Source organism: Microbispora sp. NPDC046933 (genome assembly GCF_040644635.1).
Taxonomy (GTDB): domain Bacteria; phylum Actinomycetota; class Actinomycetes; order Streptosporangiales; family Streptosporangiaceae; genus Microbispora.
Genome location: NZ_JBEYWW010000008.1, coordinates 246,709 through 265,570, shown reverse-complemented (window position 1 = coordinate 265,570; position 18,862 = coordinate 246,709). Strand labels below are relative to the sequence as shown.

At 72.7% G+C, this 18,862-nt stretch carries 16 protein-coding genes; 8 read left to right on the top strand and 8 right to left on the bottom strand.

All coding sequences use genetic code 11. The annotated features are described in order from the left end of the window. The first annotated feature begins 53 nt into the window (after positions 1-53). The 4 genes from ABZ857_RS13840 (at position 54) to ABZ857_RS13825 (ending at position 5,127) form a co-directional block, all read left to right on the top strand. Entirely contained in the window at positions 54-3,137 is a 3,084-nt protein-coding gene (locus ABZ857_RS13840; RefSeq protein ID WP_357042510.1) for an adenylate/guanylate cyclase domain-containing protein, read from the top strand. Continuing rightward, positions 3,134-4,093, top strand: coding sequence for a S8 family serine peptidase (locus ABZ857_RS13835; protein ID WP_357042507.1), 960 nt, complete (start codon positions 3,134-3,136; stop codon positions 4,091-4,093). The genes ABZ857_RS13840 and ABZ857_RS13835 overlap by 4 nt, the downstream gene beginning before the upstream one ends. Then, positions 4,080-4,706, top strand: coding sequence for a GAF domain-containing protein (locus tag ABZ857_RS13830; protein WP_357042504.1), 627 nt, complete (start codon positions 4,080-4,082; stop codon positions 4,704-4,706). The genes ABZ857_RS13835 and ABZ857_RS13830 overlap by 14 nt, the downstream gene beginning before the upstream one ends. 136 nt (positions 4,707-4,842) lie before the next feature. Then, positions 4,843-5,127 (top strand): DUF1540 domain-containing protein, encoded by a 285-nt coding sequence (locus ABZ857_RS13825; RefSeq protein ID WP_357042501.1) that lies wholly within the window; start codon positions 4,843-4,845, stop codon positions 5,125-5,127. Here ABZ857_RS13825 and ABZ857_RS13820 read toward each other — a convergent pair. The 3 genes from ABZ857_RS13820 to ABZ857_RS13810 are packed head-to-tail and all read right to left on the bottom strand — an operon-like array spanning position 5,108 to position 8,013. Continuing rightward, a complete protein-coding gene (locus ABZ857_RS13820) occupies positions 5,108-6,262 on the bottom strand; it encodes a class II histone deacetylase (protein ID WP_357042498.1) in 1,155 nt (384 codons plus the stop codon). The two genes, ABZ857_RS13825 and ABZ857_RS13820, sit on opposite strands and share 20 nt — an antisense overlap. 15 nt (positions 6,263-6,277) lie before the next feature. Further along, positions 6,278-7,777: a sodium:solute symporter family protein gene (locus ABZ857_RS13815; RefSeq protein ID WP_357042574.1), complete on the bottom strand. Its 1,500-nt coding sequence runs from the start codon at positions 7,775-7,777 to the stop codon at positions 6,278-6,280. Positions 7,778-7,779: 2 nt separating this feature from the next. Further along, entirely contained in the window at positions 7,780-8,013 is a 234-nt protein-coding gene (locus ABZ857_RS13810; RefSeq protein ID WP_193203820.1) for a hypothetical protein, read from the bottom strand. Between the two features lie 118 nt (positions 8,014-8,131). Between ABZ857_RS13810 and ABZ857_RS13805 the strand changes: the two genes are divergently transcribed. After that, the gene (locus ABZ857_RS13805; protein WP_357042495.1) at positions 8,132-9,322 is read left to right on the top strand and encodes a LacI family DNA-binding transcriptional regulator; all 1,191 of its coding nucleotides are present in this window, start codon (positions 8,132-8,134) and stop codon (positions 9,320-9,322) included. Positions 9,323-9,339: 17 nt separating this feature from the next. Here the strand turns inward: ABZ857_RS13805 and ABZ857_RS13800 are convergent, their stop codons facing one another. The 5 genes from ABZ857_RS13800 to ABZ857_RS13780 form a co-directional block, all read right to left on the bottom strand. Next, positions 9,340-11,118: an IucA/IucC family siderophore biosynthesis protein gene (locus ABZ857_RS13800; protein WP_357042492.1), complete on the bottom strand. Its 1,779-nt coding sequence runs from the start codon at positions 11,116-11,118 to the stop codon at positions 9,340-9,342. Next, positions 11,115-11,717 carry a GNAT family N-acetyltransferase gene (locus ABZ857_RS13795; RefSeq protein WP_357042489.1) on the bottom strand — a complete coding sequence of 201 codons (603 nt, stop codon included), beginning with the start codon at positions 11,715-11,717 and terminating at the stop codon, positions 11,115-11,117. Before ABZ857_RS13795 ends, ABZ857_RS13800 begins: the two co-directional genes overlap by 4 nt. After that, the gene (locus tag ABZ857_RS13790; RefSeq protein ID WP_357042486.1) at positions 11,714-13,024 is read right to left on the bottom strand and encodes a SidA/IucD/PvdA family monooxygenase; all 1,311 of its coding nucleotides are present in this window, start codon (positions 13,022-13,024) and stop codon (positions 11,714-11,716) included. The genes ABZ857_RS13795 and ABZ857_RS13790 overlap by 4 nt, the downstream gene beginning before the upstream one ends. Beyond that, positions 13,011-14,438 (bottom strand): aspartate aminotransferase family protein, encoded by a 1,428-nt coding sequence (locus tag ABZ857_RS13785; protein ID WP_357042571.1) that lies wholly within the window; start codon positions 14,436-14,438, stop codon positions 13,011-13,013. The genes ABZ857_RS13790 and ABZ857_RS13785 overlap by 14 nt, the downstream gene beginning before the upstream one ends. Positions 14,439-14,598: 160 nt before the next feature. After that, complete coding sequence (locus ABZ857_RS13780; protein WP_357042483.1) at positions 14,599-15,624, bottom strand: ABC transporter substrate-binding protein; 1,026 nt, start codon at positions 15,622-15,624, stop codon at positions 14,599-14,601. Between the two features lie 134 nt (positions 15,625-15,758). Here ABZ857_RS13780 and ABZ857_RS13775 point away from each other — a divergent pair, with 134 nt between their 5' ends. From ABZ857_RS13775 to ABZ857_RS13765, 3 genes are all read left to right on the top strand, one after another. Then, positions 15,759-16,799: an iron chelate uptake ABC transporter family permease subunit gene (locus ABZ857_RS13775; RefSeq protein ID WP_357042481.1), complete on the top strand. Its 1,041-nt coding sequence runs from the start codon at positions 15,759-15,761 to the stop codon at positions 16,797-16,799. A gap of 112 nt (positions 16,800-16,911) precedes the next feature. Next, a complete protein-coding gene (locus ABZ857_RS13770; protein ID WP_357042478.1) occupies positions 16,912-17,907 on the top strand; it encodes an iron chelate uptake ABC transporter family permease subunit in 996 nt (331 codons plus the stop codon). 50 nt (positions 17,908-17,957) lie between these two features. Then, the gene (locus ABZ857_RS13765) at positions 17,958-18,773 is read left to right on the top strand and encodes an ABC transporter ATP-binding protein (protein WP_357042568.1); all 816 of its coding nucleotides are present in this window, start codon (positions 17,958-17,960) and stop codon (positions 18,771-18,773) included. The last annotated feature ends 89 nt before the right edge of the window (positions 18,774-18,862 follow it).

Genomic DNA, 18,862 nt, shown 5'->3' with positions numbered 1-18,862 from the left:
CAGCAAAGGATCGTACGTGTGTTCGCACAGCTGGTGATCCTCGGAGGATCCTGATGGGCGCAGGGGCGGCCCGCCCTGCGCGCCGGAACGTCGTCGTCGTCTTCATCGACCTGGTCGGCTCGACGGAGCTCGCCGAGCGGCTCGACCCCGAGCTCCTCCGGGACGTCCTCGACCGCTACTACCAGGCGTGCACCTCCGGCATCCGCGAGCACGGCGGCGTCGTGGAGAAGTACATCGGGGATGCGATCATGGCGGCCTTCGGCATCCCCGCCGGCCGCGAGGACGACGCGCTCCGGGCGGTCCGCGCCGCGCACGCCGCGCTGCAGCGGGTGCGGGAGCTGAGCGACGGCCTGGCCCCCACGCACGGGATCCGGCTCGACGTGCACTGCGGCGTGAGCGCCGGTGAGGCGGTGGTCATCGCCACTCCGGGAGCGGACCTGCGCGTCATCGGCGACACCGTCAACACGGCCGCCCGCCTGCAGTCCGCCGCGGGCGTCGGCGAGATCCTCGTCGGGGACGAGGTCGCGCGCATGGTCCGCGCCCAGGCGCGGCTCGAGCCCGTGCCGCCGCTCACGCTGAAGGGCAAGAGCAACCCCGTGCGGGCCTGGCGGGTGACGTCGCTGGAGCCGGAGAGCGGCCACGACGACGACCAGATCCCGCTCATCGGCCGCGCCACGGAGACCGGGAGGCTGCGCGCGGCGTACAGCGAGGCGGTGCGGGACCGCCGGTGCCGGGTGGTGACCGTGCTCGGCGTGCCGGGCATCGGCAAGTCCAGGCTCGTGCGCGACTTCGTCCACGAGCTGCCCGCCGGGGCCACCGTGATCACCGGCAGGTGCCGCTCGTACGGCGTGGGGATCACCTATCGCCCCATCGTGGAGATGGTCGAGTCGCTCGGCGGCGGCTGGCCGGACATCCTGCCGGCGCTGGAGGAGGCGAGCGGCTCCACCCTGCGCGGCCTGGTGACCGCCGACGCCTCGCGTGCGCCGCGCACCGGAGAGAACGCGGGTGTCGAGGAGATCTCCCGGGCGGTGCGCACATTGTTCGAGGCGCTGGCCGGGCGGGGGCCGCTGGTGGCGGTCTGGGAGGACCTGCACTGGGCCGAGCCGACCCTGCTCGACCTGATCGACGACCTCGCGGCGCGGCTCGCCGACGTGCCCGTCCTGGTCGTACGGGTGGCCCGCCCCGAGCTGCTGGAGGCGCGGCCCGCCTGGGGGGACGACACGGACCGCGCCGTCGCCGTGGAGCTGGGGGCGCTCGACGACGCGCAGATGGAACGGCTGGTCGCCGAGCTGGCCGCGAACCGGCTGCAGGAGGCCGAGGTGGTCGCCCACGACATGGCCGCGGGCCAGGCCCTGTGCCGGCGTGTCGCGCGGAGCTCCGACGGCAACCCGCTGTTCGCCGAGCTGCTGCTGGAGACGCTTGCCGAGGAGGGGGAGGACTCCCCGCTGCCGCCCACCATCCAGGCGCTGCTCGGTGCGCGCCTGGACCTGCTCGACGAGGGGGAGCGCGACGTGCTCGAACGCGCCGCCACGATCGGCCACGTCTTCACCCGCGGCCAGCTCGGCGTCCTCTGCGCGGCCGAGCCACGGGCCCGGCTCGACGTCGACGAGCTGCTCGGGCGCCTGATCCGCAAGCGCATGGTCCGGCGGGGGGATGCGCCGGGGTCGTTCCACTTCACCCAGACGCTGACCCGCGACACGGTCTACGCCATGACCCGCAAGGACCTGCGGGCCACCTGGCATCTGGCCCTCGCCGACCGGATCACCGGCCGGGCCGCCGCCGTCCCGCCCCGCGCCGCCCCCTCGTCTCATACCGGCGAGGAGAGCTCGCACGGCGACCTGGCCCGCCACCTGGAGACGGCCTGCCTGCTCAAACGGGAGGTGCGGCCGGACGACCCGCTGCTGCCCGCGCTCACCGAGCGGGCCGCCCGCGCTCTCGTCGGCGAGGGCACCCAGGCGCTGCACCGCAAGGACCTGCCCGCCGCCGTCGCCCTGCTGGAGCGGGGACGCGACCTGCTGCCTGCCGGGCACGCCGAGCACCGGACGCTGGCCGTGCGCATCTGTGACGCCCGGCTGGCCCGGGGCGAGGCCGACCGGCCGTACGACGCACTGGACGTGGCCGAGCGGATGCTGCCGGACGACCGGCGGGGCCGGCTCACCTGCGCCATCCAGCGCGAGACCCTGGCGGTGCGCTTCGGCACCCGTCCCGCGTCGGCCGAGCCGTTCCGGGACCTGCTGGCCGCCGACCCGGGTGACGACCTCGGCTGGTGCCGTTTCCACCATCTGGAGGCGCTGGTGCGCATCGGCGAGGGCCGGTTCGGGGCGGCCGAGGCGGCGCTGCGCGACGCCCTGGCCCGGGCCCGCTCCCTCGGCGACAGGTATGAGGAGAATCGCCTGCTCAGCGGGCTCTGCGAGCTGGCGCAGTGGTCCCCCACGCCGCTGGCCGAGGGGCTGAGTCTGTGCGTCGGGGTGTCGGCCAGATTCCGCGCCGACCGGGCGATGCTGCTGCCCGTCCTGGTCACCGAGGCGCGGCTGCTCGCGCTGGCCGGCTACGTCACCGCCGCCAGGGCCGTCCTCGACAAGGCCGACCGGCACGCCGGCGACCTCCACCTCGGCCTCGCGGCGACCGCGGTCCTCCAGGTGCGCGGGCTGGTGGAGTCGCTCGTCGACCGGCACGCCGAGGCGGAGGCGTTGTTCCGAAGGGCGGCGGCGGACCTCCACCGGGCGGGCCAGTCCGAGCCGGCCAGGACGCTGGAGCTCTACGCGGCGCGCGAGTTGCTCCGGCAGGGGCGTCACCCCGAGGCCGCGCGGGAGCTGGACCGGCTGCGGGCCGCGGGCGGACGGCTGCAGGCCCGCGGCGAGCTGACCCTTTTCGCGCTGAGCGCCCGGGTGGCGTCCCTTGACGGCGACCACGCCACGTCGGGCGCCCTCGCCGCCCGCGCGGAGGAGCTGCTCGCCCGCACCGACGACCCCTGCCTGCGCGGGGACGTGCTGGCCGACCTGGCGGTGGCGCACCGGGCGGCCGGGCGCGCCGGCCCGGCGGCCCTGGCCGCGGCTCGCGCGCTGCGCGGCTACGCGGCCAAGGGAGCGGAGCTGCCCGCCCGGCGGGTACGCCGGTGGATCGAGGAGGAGAGGTGACCGTGACGGAGCCGCCATGGCGCCGGGAGCGGCGTGAGCAATTCCCCGGCGTGCCGGCCTGGAGCCTGGCGACCTCCCGGCTGGCCCCCGAGGAGTTCGGCGTGAGCCGCCTGGAGGACGTCACCAGGGAGTGGGCATGGGGTGATGACAGCGCGGGTGGTGACAGCGCGGGTGGTGACAGCGCGGGCCAGGCCGACGGGGCGGGCCAGGCCGACGGGGCGGGCCGGGCCGACGGGGCGGGCGTGCGCGTCTGCGTGCTCGACACCGGCGTGGACGCCGCTCATCCGCGGGTCGGCGGCGTGGAGCGGTCGCTGGTGGTCGCCGCCGACGGCGACGATCTGACGGTGGTCGACTGCGACCCGGAGGACCCCGTGGGGCACGGGACCGCGTGCGCCGGAGTGATCCGCTCGATCGCCCCGGCCGTCTCGCTGACCTCGGTGCGGGTGCTGACCGACGGGCGCTCCGGCAGCGGCGGCGCCCTCCTGGCCGGGCTGCGCTGGGCCGTCGAGGAGGGCTTCGACCTGGTCAACCTCAGCCTGTCCACGACCAGGAGCCAGTATCTGCCCGCGCTGCACGAGCTGGCCGACCGCGCGTACTTCCGGCGCTGCCTTCTGGTGGCCTCGGCCCACAACATGCCGGTGGTCAGCTTCCCCTGGACCTTCTCCTCGGTCATCTCGGTGGCCAGCCACGACGAACCGGATCCGATGACCTACTACTACAACCCCGCGCCGCCGGCCGAGTTCCTCGCCCGGGGTGTCCGGGTCCCGGTGGCCTGGCGCCGCGGCAGGGAGATCCGCAGCACCGGGAACAGCTTCGCCGCGCCGCACATCACCGGGATCTGCGCGCTCATCCTGAGCAGGCACCGGTGGATGACCCCCTTCCAGCTCAAGTCCGTGCTCTATCTGGCCGCCAGCAATGTCGTCGCATCCAAGGGAGACGCGCATGTCCGTGCATGAACGGCGCTCCGGCAGCGAAATCACCGAACGCAGGCTGTTGCAGTCCACCGTCGAGGTCGCCCGGAACGTCTTCGCCTCGGCCGCGGCGTCGGTCTTCCTGGTGGACCAGGAGACCGGCGAGCTGGTCTTCGAGGCCGTCTCGGGCGAGGGGGAGCAGCACCTGGTCGGGACGCGTTTCGCGCCCGGCACGGGCATCGCGGGCTGGGTCGCGGCGAGCGGCCAGCCGATGATCGCCGACGAGGTGGCCGCGGTGCCGCAGTTCGCCCACGACGCCGCCGAGTCCACCGGGTACGTCCCCCGCAGCATCATGGCCGCGCCGGTCATCCGGCAGGAGAGCTGCATCGGCGTGCTGGAGGTGCTCGACAGGTCCGCCACCTGGCGGGGGGACCTCGCCGACGTGGACCTCCTCGCGCTGCTCGCCGCCCAGGCCGCGTACGGCCTGGAGCTTCTGCTGCGGCTCAGGCGAGCCGAGACGGCGCTCCCGGCCGCGCCGGGCGGCGACGACGTCCACGTGCTGCTGCAGCGGATCTCCGACCGGGTGCCGCGGGGCGGCGGGGCCGCCGACCCGACCGCCCTGAAGCTCCTCGCCGCGGCCGAGGAACTGTTGCACTGAGCTGCTGCACTGAGCTGCTGCACTGAGCCGCTGGCGTGGCTTGGCCGAGTCTGGGGCCGCGGCGGAGATTGCCGACCTGGTCAACAGCGGTATGAGCGGGGCGAAAGCCGCGACCGCCAGGGGGGAACAGCCGCTCATGGAGATGCCCGTAGTCAACCGTTGCGAGGCCACCTCGTGTGCGTACAACCGTGACCGCATGTGCCACGCCACCGCGATCACGGTCGGGGACGCGTCGCACGCGCATTGCGACACGTTCTTCACCGCGCCCGCGCAGGGGGGCGACCAGACGACCGTGGGCCGGGTGGGCGCCTGCAAGATGTCCGACTGCCGGCACAACGTGGCGCTGGAATGCCAGGCGCCCGGCATCGACATCGGCTACTCCCTGGACGAGGCCGACTGCCTCACGTACGCCCCGGCGTAGGCTCGCCGGGGTCCGGAAGCGAGGGGGCGAGCAGGCCGAGGCTGTGGGCGAGCCGTTCGGCCTTCTTCAGCACGTCGTCCTGCCACGAGGTGAGGGGGTGCTGCGGAGAGGAGGCCCACACCTCGTTGAAGGGGTCTCCGACGCCGGTTTCGTGTCCCGACAGGGTCTCCAGCACGGCCAGGCCGCAGAACGGAACGTACACGGGGGAGTAGCCGCCCTCGTGGGACATGACGAGGCGGCCCCCGCAGACCTCCTCGGCGACGTCCATCAGCTGCCGGGTCAGCGCACGGTATCCGGCGGCCGTCACGGTCATCCGCCCCAGCGGGTCCGCCGCGGAGGCGTCGAACCCGCTCGCCACCATGATGAGTTCGGGGGCGAACGCCCGTACGGCGGGCACCACCACGCGGCGGAACGCCTCGGTGTAGGCGCCGTTGCCGCATCCGGCCGGAAGGGGAATGTTGAGCGCCGTCCCCGCGCCCGCTCCCGCGCCGGTCTCCGCGAGCGTGCCGCTGTGCTGCGGGAACAGGTGTTCCTGGTGGATGGAGACGGTCAGGACGTCGGGGTCCTCGTAGAACGCCGACTGCGTCCCGTTGCCGTGGTGCACGTCGTAGTCGACGACCGCGACCCGGCGCACCCCGTGGTTGGCGCGCGCCCACTCCACGGCGACCGCGATGTTGGCGAACAGGCAGTAGCCCATTCCGCGGTCGCGCTCCGCGTGGTGCCCCGGGGGGCGGACCAGCGCGTACGCGTTGTCCGCCGCCCCCGTCAGCACCGCCTCGGTCGCCGCGATCGTCCCGCCCGCCGCCAGCCTGGCGATCTCGTACGAGCCCGGTCCGAAGGGGGACTGTCCGTCGCCCGCGTCGCCGCCGCCCGCTTCGCTGAGGGCCCGGATGCGTGCCACGTGCGCGGGGCTGTGCACGCGCAGCAGGTCCTCTTCCGTGGCGGGTCGCGCCGGGACGCGCAGCAGGTGGTCGAGCAGCCCGGAGACCTCGACGAGCCCGGCGAACCGGGTCTTGGACTCCGGGCTCTCGAAGTTCCGGAATGGCTGGACGGCGCCGCCCGCGGGCAGCAGGCCGGCGTGCGTGCCCGTGTCGTGCCAGGCGTAGCGCTCGTGCCAGACGTATCCGGTCGTCATGGGTTTCCAGGCTCCTTACTGGGTGGGGAGGGTTTCGGGCCGGGTCGCGCCGGCGACGTCGTCGAAGAGGGCGGCGATCCGGGCTTCCTCGGCCTGCGAGCGCGGCCCGAGGAACGCGAGACCGACGTAGACGGCGGTGTTGACGATCAGACCGGCCACGCCGGAGGTCAGCCCGCCGAGCCAGGGAATCGAGGTTTCGTACGCCGCCTGGAGCACCGCGGCGACGGCGAACCCGGTCAGCATGGCCGTGATCGCCCCGGTCGCGGTGCCTCGCCTCCAGAAGATGCCGAGGAAGAGCGCCGGTGCGAGCTGGCAGATGCCCTGGTAGGAGATGATCGCGAGGCTGGCCAGGCCCTGGCTGTTCGAGGTCGCGGCGGCGGCGGCCGCGGCGAGCACGGTCAGCACGATCACGGCGGTCTTGGCCGCGGCGGTCTCCCGCCCGTCGTCGGGGCGGCCGTCCGCGCGGCGGGGCAGCACGTCGTTGGTGATCAGCGCGCCGCAGGCCTGCATGTTGGCGTCGACGTTGCCCATGGTGGCGGCCAGGACGATGACCCCGGCCAGGGCCACGAGCACCGTGCCGCCGACGCCCGCCGTGATGAACCAGACGTGGTCGGGCGCGGCCGAGACGCCGGGGACCGTCGAGGCCAGCATGCCCAGCAGGGTCAGCGCGGTGGCGAAGACGAGGACGTAGGGCGCGATCTGCACCGCCGACCGCTTGATGACCGCCGCGCTGCGCGCCGTGAACAGCCGTACGAAGATGTCCGGCCAGCACCAGCCGCCGAGCGCGCCGGTCAGCACGATCGACATCAGGTAGAGCGGGCCGGTCTCGCTGCCGGGTCCGGGCAGCGAGAAGAACGTGCCGGGGAGCTTGTCCATGGTGTGCCCGTTCGTGAGCAGCCACACCAGCAGCCCGAGGATGACGCACAACCCCAGCACGTACGCCACCAGGCCCTGGACCATGTCGCTGACCACGACGCCGCGCATTCCCATGCGGACCGTCCAGATCTGGCGCAGCGCGAGGAAGCCGATGCCGATCAGGATGGCGGCGTTCGCCGACACCCGTCCGAAGGACAGGTACGAGAACACCAGGCCGAGCGACTGCAGCCCCAGGACCAGCCAGGGGAACGACGCCACGATGCCGATGACGGCGGCGACGGTCCGCACGTGGCGGGAGCCGAAGCGCAGGCCGAGGAAGTCCGCCTGGGTGCGCAGGTCGAAGCGGCGCCCCCAGTCGTGTACGCGCTGGGCCATGAAGAACATCAGCACCACGGCGAGCAGCGAGTAGGGCAGGTAGTAGAAGCCGAGCACCCCGGAGCCCGCGGCCAGGCCGGTGAAGGAGATGAAGATCGATCCGGGCAGCCATGTGTTCAGGAACGACATGGTCTGATACCAGGAGCCGAAGGAGCGTCCGGCGACCGTGTAGTCGCTGAAGTCGTGGTTCGCCCGCTTGGAGCGTTCGAGGACGACCACGATCAGCAGGAGTAGCAGGGCGATCGCGCCGTATCCGACCAGCATGTTCACGACCGGCCTCCGGGGGTGGTCGCGCGCGGGCGGTCCAGCGCGTACATGACCAGGATGCCGGCGAGCACGACGGCTCCGCCGCCGACGAAGTAGAGCAGGGAGAGCGCGGGGTTCGCGCGGTTTCCGACGAACCAGTACACGGGCGGGCAGAGCGTCAGTACGACGTCGAGGATGAGCAGGGCCGCGAACAGGCCGCGCGGCCGGGGACGAGTGCGGGGGGCTTGGCTCATGGCGGGTCCTTGGTGCCGTAGTGCGATGAGGTGGACCACGTTGAAGATGCCGGAACGTTCCGGCGTCGCTAAAGTAAAGGCAGTCGGAACGTTCCGGCAAGACCTCGGAGTTAACGTCGTGAAAAATGTGGAGGGCCGCCCGAAGCCGCGGACCGGCGACCACGGTGCCGGCGAGCACAGTGCCGGTGAGCAGGGCGCCGGTGAGGGGGGCGCCGACGAGCAGGGCGCCGCGCCGCCGTCCGGAGGGGCGCCGGGGGCGTCATCCGCGCCCGTCGCGGGGCCCGCCCGTTCCGTGACGATCGTCGACGTGGCCCGGCACGCCGGGGTCTCCAAGACCACCGCCTCCGACGCGCTGTCCGGCGCGGGCCGGGTCTCGGCCCGGACCCGGGCCCGGATCGAGGAGGTCGCCGCGCGGCTCGGCTATCACCCCAACACGGCCGCCCGCCACCTGCGCAACAGCCGTGTCGGCGCGGTCGGCCTCTACCTGCCGCGCCAGGTGATGGGGACGGGCTTCTACATGGAGTTCGCCTTCGGGGTCGCCGAGCGTGCCCGGGCGGCCGGGCTCGACCTCACGCTGCTCGGACCCGACTCCAGCGGGGTCAAGGCACCCCGGCTGCGGGTGGACGGTCTGATCATCCTGGACCCGATCCTGGACGATCCGGTCGTCGCGGACCTGCTCGGCGGGGGCGTTCCGGTGGTCACCGTGGGTTACCACCGGGGTTCCGGTCCCACGCCGCGCGGTGTCCTGAGCGCCGACCACGTGGAGACGACCAACCTGCTCCTCGAACACCTCGGCTCCCGCGGCGCCACGATGCCCGGGCTGATCATGCCGGACGGGGACTTCCTCACCGACTGGTCGCTGACGCTGCAGGAGACCTACGAGAGGTGGTGCTCGGCGCACGGCGTGGAACCCGCCACCAGAGGCGTCGCGGTGGACGCCTCGCCCGAGACGCTCGACGCGGTCGTGCGCGACCTGATGGCGTCCCGTCCCGACCTCGACGCTCTCGTCTGCGCCCCGGACGGCAGCGCCCTGCGCGCGCTCGGCACGTTGCGGTCGCTGGGACGGCGGGTCGGTGAGGAGTTGCTGCTCGCGTCCTGCGTGGCGAGCCAGAGCCTGGAGATGTGCGACCCGCCGATCACCGCCGTCGACCTGCGCCCGCGTGCCTACGGCGTGAGCGCCGCCGAACTGCTCGCGGAGATCCTTGCGGCGGACGCGGCCGACGACGAGCCCGTCAGGCGGGTGCACCCGACCGAACTCCGGATTCGCGCCTCGACCGGCTCAGAACCCGCTGGACCCGCTCGTCAGTGACGGAGTCGCCGAGGTGGTCATGGATCCACGGGGGCGAAGCGGGCGATGGGGTTGACCAGGTCGCCGGCCATCTGCAGCGCGGCCGACGGGTCGGCCAGGTCCACCATCTGCCGGTTGTCGCGCAGTTGCAGGCGGTTGAGGCACGACAGGGCAAACGTCTGGGCGAACAGGTCGTAGCGCAGGAACCGGTCCGCGAGGTGCGGGACCGACCGCTGGTAGGCCGCCGCGCACTCGGCGACGGTCCGCCAGAAGGCGTCCTCGTCCAGCACGCCGCCCGTGGCCAGCACCCCGTTGAGGAAGCGCAGGAAGCAGTCGAAGACGTCGGTGAAGATCGACAGCAGCCGGTGTTCCTCGGGCACCTCGGCGCGGATCCGGGCGACCTCGGGCGGCAGGTCGGCGTCCGGGTCCATCACCACGATCTCCTCGGCGATGTCCTTGAAGATCACCCGTTCGACCACGCCGCCGTCCAGGACCAGGATGACGTTCTCGCCGTGCGGCATGAACGCCAGGTCGTACGCGTAGAAGGCGTGCAGCAGCGGGACGAGGTACGCGTCGAGGTAGCGCCGCAGCCACGCCTCGGGGGTGAGGCCCGACTGCTCGATCAGCGCCGCCGCGAACGACCGCCCCTCACTGTCGACATGCAGCAGGGAGGCCATGGTGGCCAGGCGCCGGCCCGGCTCCAGCCCGGCGACCGGGCTCTCCCGCCACAGCGCCGCCAGCATCTTCCGATACGGCGAGTAGCGATCCGTGGCCGCCTCGAACCGGCGGTTGCGGTATCCGACGGCCGCCCGCTCGCGGATGATCGTCAGGCGGGCCGCGCGGAGGACCTCGTCACTCGCGATCAGGTCGGCGAGCCAGTCGTTGATCGCCGGGGTGCCCTCCATGTACGCCGCCGACAGGCCCCGCATGAAGCCCATGTTCAGCACCGACAGTGCCGTCTTGACGTAGTGCTTCGACGGCGCGCTCGCGTTGAAGAACGTGCGCACCGACTGCTGGGCGAGGTGCTCGTCGTCGCCGGGGCCCAGGCAGACCAGCCGCCGCTCGGCGACCTCCGCCGCGAACGTCACCGAGATCCGGTTCCACCACTGCCAGGGGTGCACCGGCACGAGCAGGTAGTCGGCCATGTCGACCCCCAGACCGGCCAGCGTGGCCGCGAAGCGGGCCAGCGCCTCCTCGCCGAGTTCGCCGCGCATGAGCCGTTCGTAGTCGATGTCGCGTGAGCAGCTGAACGTGGTGTGGTCGCGGTGGGCGGCCAGCCAGATCAGCCGTACGGGCGCGGCGGCCTCGGGGGCGTAGTGGTGGTGGTCGTCGATCCCGTAGCCGATCCTGCCGCTGTTGGCCACGAAGCACGGATGGCCCTCGGTCATGGCGGCCTCGATCTCCTGGAAACCGGCCTTCGCCAGCTCGGCCGCGCCGACCGGCGGGCGGCTCAGCTTGTACGCGAGGCTCGCCAGCGTGGAGGTGATCTCCTCCAGGTAGACCGGGAGGATCTCGTCGCTCAGCCCGAGCGGGCCGCGCATCTCGGTGACGAACTCCAGCGCGTCCAGCGGCAGGATCTCGCCGGAGAGCCGGTGGCGGGTGACCTCGCCGATGTGCCAGTGGTCGAGGGACATCACGGTCGCGGTGAAGCGATACTCGGCGTAGTCGCCGCGCACCGCGTATCGCCCGTCGCCGAGCGGGCGCGGGGTGAGCAGCCGCTCGTGGGCGAACTCGGCGAGCGCCTTGCGCACCAGCCGCCGGTTGGCCCGCTCCCACAGCTCCGGCGTGAGGTGGGAGACCGCCTCGATCGGGTTCACGCGCGCACCTCCCGGGTCGCCGCGAGGAACCGCTCCCGGGTGCAGACGCTCAGCAGGGCGTCCTTCTCCGGCTTGGCGACCGTGCCGACGACCTCGAAGCCGACGGCCGCGTTGAGCGCGTGCACCGCCGTGTTGCGCACGTCGGGCTCGACCACCACCCGCCGGGTCGCGGGGTCGGCGAACAGGAACTCCATGACGGTCGTGATCACGGCCAGGGTGAACCCGTGGATCGGGGTCTCGGCGGGCGCGCACAGGAAGTGCATGCCGACGTCGCCGTCCTCGGCGTCGTAGAGGCCCGCCAGCTCGACCCGGGCGGGGTCGTAGCTCTCGGCCAGGAAGGCCGGGCGGCCGTTCAGCAGCCCGAGGAACGCGTCGCGGTGCGGGTGCTCGACGATCTCGCGATACTCCTTCTCCACGCGGGCGACGTCGGCGTCCTGCATCATCCAGAACACGGCCTTGGGGTGGGTGACCCAGGCGTGCACGGCCGGCGCGTCGGCCTGCGGGTCGAGCCGACGTACGGCGAGCTCGCCGACCCGGTCGTCGGTGTGGCGAAAGATGATCTCGCCGTGCCTGCCGATGCGCTCGCTTCGCTCGCTCACGCGACCACGCCCTCGGGCGCGCCGAACTCCTGGAAGGCGATGGACTTCTCGATGGGGTAGTGCTCCCGGCCCAGGATCTGGCTGATGATCCACGAGTTGCGGTAGGGGCCCATGCCGAGGTCGGGGGAGGTGACGCTGTGGGCGTGGGTGGCGCCGTTCTGCACGAAGATCCCCCGGCCGGTGACGTCGACGCTGTAGTTCCTGGCCACGTCCAACCGGCCGTGCCGGTCCCACCGGATCCGGTCGCGTACGGGGTCGAGGAAGGCGGGGGGCGTGTAGCGGTAGCCGGTGGCCAGCACGAGGCCCTGGGTGACGAGCGTGAAGTCGCGCTCCTGCTCCAGGTGGCGCAGCCCGAGCGTGTACTCGCCCCGGCCGGCGTCGTAGGCCGCCTCGCGCAGCTCGGTGCAGGTCAGCAGCCGGGTGGGGATCGGGCCGCCGACGGTCTTGGCGTACAGGAGGTCGAAGATCTCGTTGATCAGCGCCGCGTCGATGCCCTTGTAGAGGCCCTTCTGCTCGGATTCGAGGCGGTAGCGGGTGTCCTCGGGGAGCGCGTGGAAGTAGTCGACGTACTCGGGGGAGGTCATCTCCAGGGTCAGTTTGGTGTATTCCAGCGGGAAGAACCGCGGGGACCTGGTCACCCAGTTCAGCCGGTAGCCGCGCGTGTCGATGTCGGCCAGCAGGTCGCGGTAGATCTCGGCGGCGCTCTGCCCGCTGCCGACGATCGTGATGCTCTCCTTCGCCTGCAGCGCGGCCTTGGCGTCGAGGTAGCCGGCGTTGTGGACGAGGTCGCCGCCGAGGCCCCGGCAGGTCTCCGGCACGTACGGCGGGGTGCCGGTGCCGAGCACGAGGTGCGGGGCCCTGTGCTCGGTCTCACGGTGCTCGGTCTCCTCGCCGCCGTCGGTGACCGCGCGTACGACGTAGTGGCCGTCCGCCTCGTCGTACGTCACCGAGGTCACCCGGTGGCCGAAGCGGACGCTCCGCAGCCGCGCGGCGGCCCACCGGCAGTACGCGTCGTATTCGGCGCGGAGCTGGTAGAAGCTCTCGCGGATGTAGAAGGGATACAGCCTGCCGGTCTCCTTCAGGTAGTTCAGGAAGGAGTACGGCGAGGTCGGGTCGGCCAGTGTGACGAGGTCGGCGATGAACGGCGTCTGCAGCGTCACGGAGTCGAGCATCATCCCGGGGTGCCAGGCGAAGCCGGGCCTCGCCTCCAGGAACACGCCGTCGAGCTCGGCGATGGGCTCGGCGAGGCAGGCCAGGCCCAGGTTGAACGGCCCCAGCCCGATCGCGACGAAGTCATGGGTGGACATGCGTTACCTCCGAGTGGTCGGCGAGCGGGGCGAGGTCGTCCACGTACCGCTGGGCGTGTCCGGCGAGGAGGTCGAGGACGTGCGCGACGTCGTCCAGCGTGGTCTCCGGGTTGAGCAGGGTGAACTTCAGGTAGTGGCGGCCGTCGACCGTGGTCCCGGCGACGACGGCCTCGCCGGAGGCGGCCAGCGCCTCGCGGGCGTACAGGTTCGCGTCGTCGGCGAGCTTGCGGCCCGGGCCTTCCGGGGGGAGATAGCGGAAGACCAGCGTGCTCAGCGGCGACCGCGTGACGACCTCGAACCGCGGGTCCGCCGCGACCAGGGCGTACGAGGCGGCCGCGCGGTCCACGACCTCGTCGAACAGCTCGCCGACCGCGTCCGGGCCCATCACCCGCAGCGTCAGCCAGAGCTTGAGCGCGTCGAAGCGGCGGGTGGTCTGCAGGCTCTTGTCCACCTGGTTGGGGATGCCCCGTTCGGCCATCCGCAGGGGGTTGAGGTAGTCGGCGTGGTGGGCCGCGTGCCGCAGCACCGCGCCGTCGCGCACCAGCACGGCGCTGGAGCTGACCGGCTGGAAGAAGGACTTGTGGAAGTCGACGGTGACCGAGTCGGCCCGCTCGATCCCGTCGAGCAGGTGCCGCCGCCTGCGGGAGACCAGCAGCCCGCAGCCGTACGCCGCGTCCACGTGCAGCCACACCCCGGCGGACTCGCACAGGGCCGCGATTTCCGGCAGCGGGTCGATCGAGCCGAAGTCGGTGGTGCCGGCGGTGGCCACCACGGCCATGACCACCAGTCCGGCGCGGCGGCAGCGGTCGAGTTCGCGGGCGAGCGCTTCCGGCCGCATCCGCCGGTCGGCGTCGGTCTCCACGGTGACGACGGCGTCCGGCCCGAGGCCGAGCAGGTTCGCCGCCTTGCGCACGCTGAAGTGCCCGGCCTCCGACGTGATCACGCGCAGCCGCGACGAGACGGCGCCGGCGATCGCATGAGCCTCCTCGCGGGCGAGCAGCAGGGCGTGGAGGTTCGACTGGGTGCCGCCGCTGGTGAAGACGCCGTCGGCGGCGGGGCCGAAGCCGATCCGGCCGGCCGTCCACTCGATCAGGCGGCGCTCGATGAGCGTGCCGCCCGCGCTCTGGTCCCACGTGTCGAGCGAGGAGTTCACCGCCGACAACACCGCCTCCCCCAGCAGCGCGGGGATCACCACCGGGCAGTTGAGGTGCGCCAGGTAGCGGGGGTGGTGGAAGTAGACGGCGTCACGCAGGTAGACCCGTTCGAGCTCGTCGAGGGCGGCGGCGTGGTCGTGCAGCGGCCGTTCGAGGTCGATCGCGGCGATCTCCGGCGCGAGCCGTTCCGGGGACACGCCGCTGAACGGCCGTCCGGCGCGCCGGATGCGCTCGGCCACCCGCTCGGTCCCCGCGGCCATCGCGCGCCGGTATCCCTCCACCGTGCGGTCGTTGAACAGGTACGGCCGCGCGGCCCCGGCATGGGGATAGGTCATGGTCATCCTTACCGTTAGGAGTTAGGTTAGGCGAACCTAACTTGCGGGTATCGACACGTGTCCCTGTGATTTCTCCGCGGCGTGGTCAGCCGAGCTTCTTGGCGTTCCGGATCGCCGTCGCCAGGTTCTCCAGGATCGGCGCGGCTCCGGCGTACGAGAAGCGCGGCACGGGGTCCCAGGCGACGACCTGGTCGGCCTTGACGGCGGGGAGCTTGGCCCAGGACGGCTTGGACGCCAGGTCCTTGGGCTGCAGCGCGGTGTTGCGGTTGTCGAGCAGGATCACATCGGCGTCGTACTTGTCGGCGTTCTCCCAGCTCAGGTTCTCGTAGTAGCCGCCCTCGCCGGGCTTTTCCGGCTTGACGACGTCGACCCCCAGCTGGGCGAAGTACATGAGGTCGGTGTTGACCTCCGGGTTCGACACGTACAGCACGTCGGGGCTGCCCGAGGCGGCCAGGACCTTGATGCCGGGGTTCTCCGCGACCGCCTTGCGCACGCTCTCCGCGGCGGCCTCGAACCTGGCCTTGGCCTCGGCGACCTTCGGGGCCTTGAGGTCCGCGCCGAGCGACTCGGCGAGTGCGGCGTAGCGCTCGATCGGCTCGGTCATCGGGACGCGGGCCGTGCTGATGGCCACGGTCGGGGCAAGCTTGACGATCTTGTCCTTGCTCTCGTCCGGCACGTACCACAGCGCCCCGGGGTCGTACATGTGCGTGACGAGAAGCTCGGGACGCAGCGCCGCGTACTTCTCGATGTTGAACTCACCCCAGACGTTGCCGAGGATCGTGACCTTGTTCACGTCCAGGTCGCCGGCCTGCGGGTCGGGCGAACCGTCGGCGCGCTTCGTCTCGCCGAAGACGCCGGCGACCTTCTGCTGCAGGCCGTAGTCGGCGAGCACCGCCGCCGTCCCGGTGAACGCCACGACCCGCGACGGGGCGGCCGCGGCCGTGACCGTCTCCTTCCTGTCGTCGGTGAAGGACCACGACTTCGCGCTCTGACCTGCGGTGGAGGGCGCCGGATCGCTCGACCCGCAGGCGGCCAGCGCCAGGGTGAGTGCGGCGGCTCCGCCCGCCGCGAAAAGGCCGCGACGGGACATGGGGGAGTTCAGGTTTCGCACGGTTCGTCTTTCTCTCGTGGCACGGGTTTTGTGACGCTGCGCCTTGGGGTTGATCACTAGTTAGGTTACCCTTACCTAAGTTCTTGTCCAGAGGGGCGGTAGAAATCGTCCCCAGCCCCCCAGCGGAGCCGGTCGTGGTCGTCACAGAGTCCTCGCAGATCAGCGGGCCTGCCCGGGTGCCGCGAAAACGCGCGGAAAACGGCCGGCGCGCCGCGGCGCTGCTGGGCTCGGCGATCGCGCTGGCCGTCGTCGTCGTGCTCAGCCTCGGGCTCGGCGCCCGGCAGCTGTCCCCGGCCGAGGTATGGCACGGGCTCGTCGACGCCGACTCGGCCGCCTACACGGTCGTCCACCAGATGCGGCTTCCGCGCACCCTCCTCGGGTTGCTCGCCGGAGTCGCGCTGGGGGTCGCCGGCGGCGTCATGCAGGCGCTGACCCGCAACCCGCTGGCCGACCCCGGCCTGCTGGGGATCAACGCGGGCGCCTCGGCAGCGGTGGCCACGGCCGCCGGGCTTTTCGGGGTGGCGACGTTCCAGGGCTACGTCTGGTTCGCGCTGGCCGGCGCGGCGGCCGTGTCCGTGCTGGTGTACGCCGTGGGCGGCGGGCGGGCGGCCACCCCGGCGCGGCTGGCGCTCGCGGGAGCCGCCATCAACGCCGCCCTCTACTCGTATGTGAACGCGACGATGCTGCTCGACTCGGCCTCGCTGGAGACCATGCGCTTCTGGACGGTCGGCTCGCTGGCGAGCGCGCAGGGCGCGACCACGGCCATGCTGGCGCCGTTCGTCGCGGCGGGCCTGCTGCTGGCTCTGGCCCTGGCCAGGCCGCTCAACGCGCTCGCGCTCGGCGACGACTCGGCGCGCTCGCTCGGCGCGCACCCCGCCCGGGTCCGCGCGGGCGCCATCGTGGCGGTGACGCTGCTGTGCGGGGCGGCGACGGCGGCCTGCGGGCCCATCGTCTTCGTCGGGCTCATGGTGCCGCACCTCGTCCGGGCGCTGACCGGCCCCGACCAGCGCTGGATGCTGCCCTGCTGCGCGCTGCTCGCACCCGTGCTGCTGCTCGGCGCCGACGTGCTCGGGCGGCTGGTGGCCCGGCCGGGTGAGCTGCAGGCGGGCATCGTCACGGCGGTGCTGGGCGGCCCGCTGTTCCTGTACTTCGTGCGAAGGAAGGTCCGCGCGTGAGCGAGCGAATCGGCAGGCACGGCGCGCTGCGCTCGTGCGACCCCGGGCCGTCAGGCGAGGCGGAAGCATGAGCGGCGTACGGCCGATGCCCGTTCGAAGGATCGCCGGCGGTGTGACCCTGCGGTTCAGGGCTGTCGCCGTGGGAGCCGGCTGCCTGCTGCTCGCGCTTATCTTCTGCGTGCTCGCGGTCGGGGGCGGCGACTATCCGATGAGCCCCTCCGACGTCGTGCGCACCATCCTGGGCGGCGGCAGCCCGGCCGAGGACTTCATCGTGCACGAGCTCCGGCTGCCCCGCGTGGTCACCGCGCTGCTCGTGGGCGCCGCCCTCGCGCTGGCCGGGGCGGTCTTCCAGTCGCTCGTACGCAACCCGCTGGGCAGCCCCGACCTGCTCGGATTCACCCAGGGTTCGGCGGCCGGGGCGCTCCTCGTGGTCGTCACGGGAGGCGGCAGCGCGGCGCTCGCGGGCGGCGCGGTGCTCGGCGGCGTCGTCACCGGAGTCGTCATCTACGCGCTGGCCTGGCGCGGCGGCCTGCACGGCCACCGCCTCGTGCTGGTGGGCATCGGCGCCACCGCGATCCTCACCGGCGTCAACGGCTATCTGCTGACCCGGGGACGGCTGATGGAGGCGGCGCGGGCCATGCTGTGGCTCACCGGCAGCCTGGACGGGCGCGGCTGGGAGGACGTCCTCCCCCTGCTCGCCGCGATGGCGGTGCTGGCGCCGGTGGTGCTGCTCGGCTGCGCGCGCCCGCTGGCCATCACGGAGATGGGCGACGACCTGGCGCGCGGCCTCGGCGTACGGGTCCAGGGCCTGCGGCTGGTCCTGCTGGCGGCGGCCGTGCTGCTCACCTCCCTGGCCGCGGCGGCCGCCGGGCCGGTGTCGTTCGTCGCGCTCACGGCCCCACACCTGGCCAGGCGGATGACCGGGGCGCCCGGGCCGAACCTGCTCGCCACGACGTGCACGGGCGCGGCGCTGCTGACGGGCGCCGACCTGGTCGCCCAACGGCTGTTCGCGGGCCACCAACTGCCGGTCGGGGTGGTGACGGGGGTGCTCGGCGGCGGCTACCTCGTCTGGCTGCTCGCCGCACAGCGGAAGGCGGGACGGATTTGACCGAGACGATCGCGTACGAAACCAGCGGGCAGGGGAACGGAGTGGCAGGCATGCACGACGACGGGCCGCGCCTGAGCGGCAGCGCGCTGACCCTCTCCTACGACAAGAGGGTCGTCGCCGAGGGCCTCGACGTCGCCATCCCCGACAAGTCCTTCACCGTGATCATCGGGCCCAACGCCTGCGGCAAGTCCACCCTGCTGCGGGCGCTGGCGCGCACGCTCCGGCCGGCCGCGGGGACCGTGCTGCTCGACGGGCGGGACATCACCTCCCTGCCCGCCAGGCAGGTCGCGAGGACCCTCGGCCTGCTGCCCCAGACGTCCGTCGCGCCGGACGGCATCACGGTCGCCGAACTGGTCGGCCGCGGACGCTATCCCCACCAGCGGCTGCTGCGCCAGTGGTCGGCGGACGACGAGCGGGTGGTGCGCGAGTCGATGGAGGCCACCGGGGTCGCCGACCTGGCCGGGCGCCTGGTCGACGAGCTGTCCGGGGGGCAGCGCCAGCGCGTGTGGATCGCGATGGCGCTGGCGCAGGAGACGCCGCTGCTGCTCCTGGACGAGCCGACGACCTATCTGGACATCGCCCACCAGATCGAGGTCCTCGACCTGTGCGCCCGGCTGCACGAGGAGGCGGGACGCACGCTCGTGGCGGTGCTCCACGACCTCAACCACGCCGCCCGCTACGCCACCCACCTGATCGCGATGCGCGACGGCCGGGTCGTGGCCGCCGGGGCGCCCGGAGAGGTCATGACCGCCGACCTGGTGGAGGAGGTCTTCCGGCTGCCCTGCCGGGTGATCGACGACCCGGAGACCGGAACTCCGCTGGTCGTCCCCGCCGCCCGCCGCCGTACGGAAACGGCGACGCGGTGACGGGAGCGGCGGGCCGGGAGCCGGGGAACGGCGTCGCGAACATCCCGGTGTCGGAGACGGCGTCATGAACATCCCGGTGTCGGAGACGG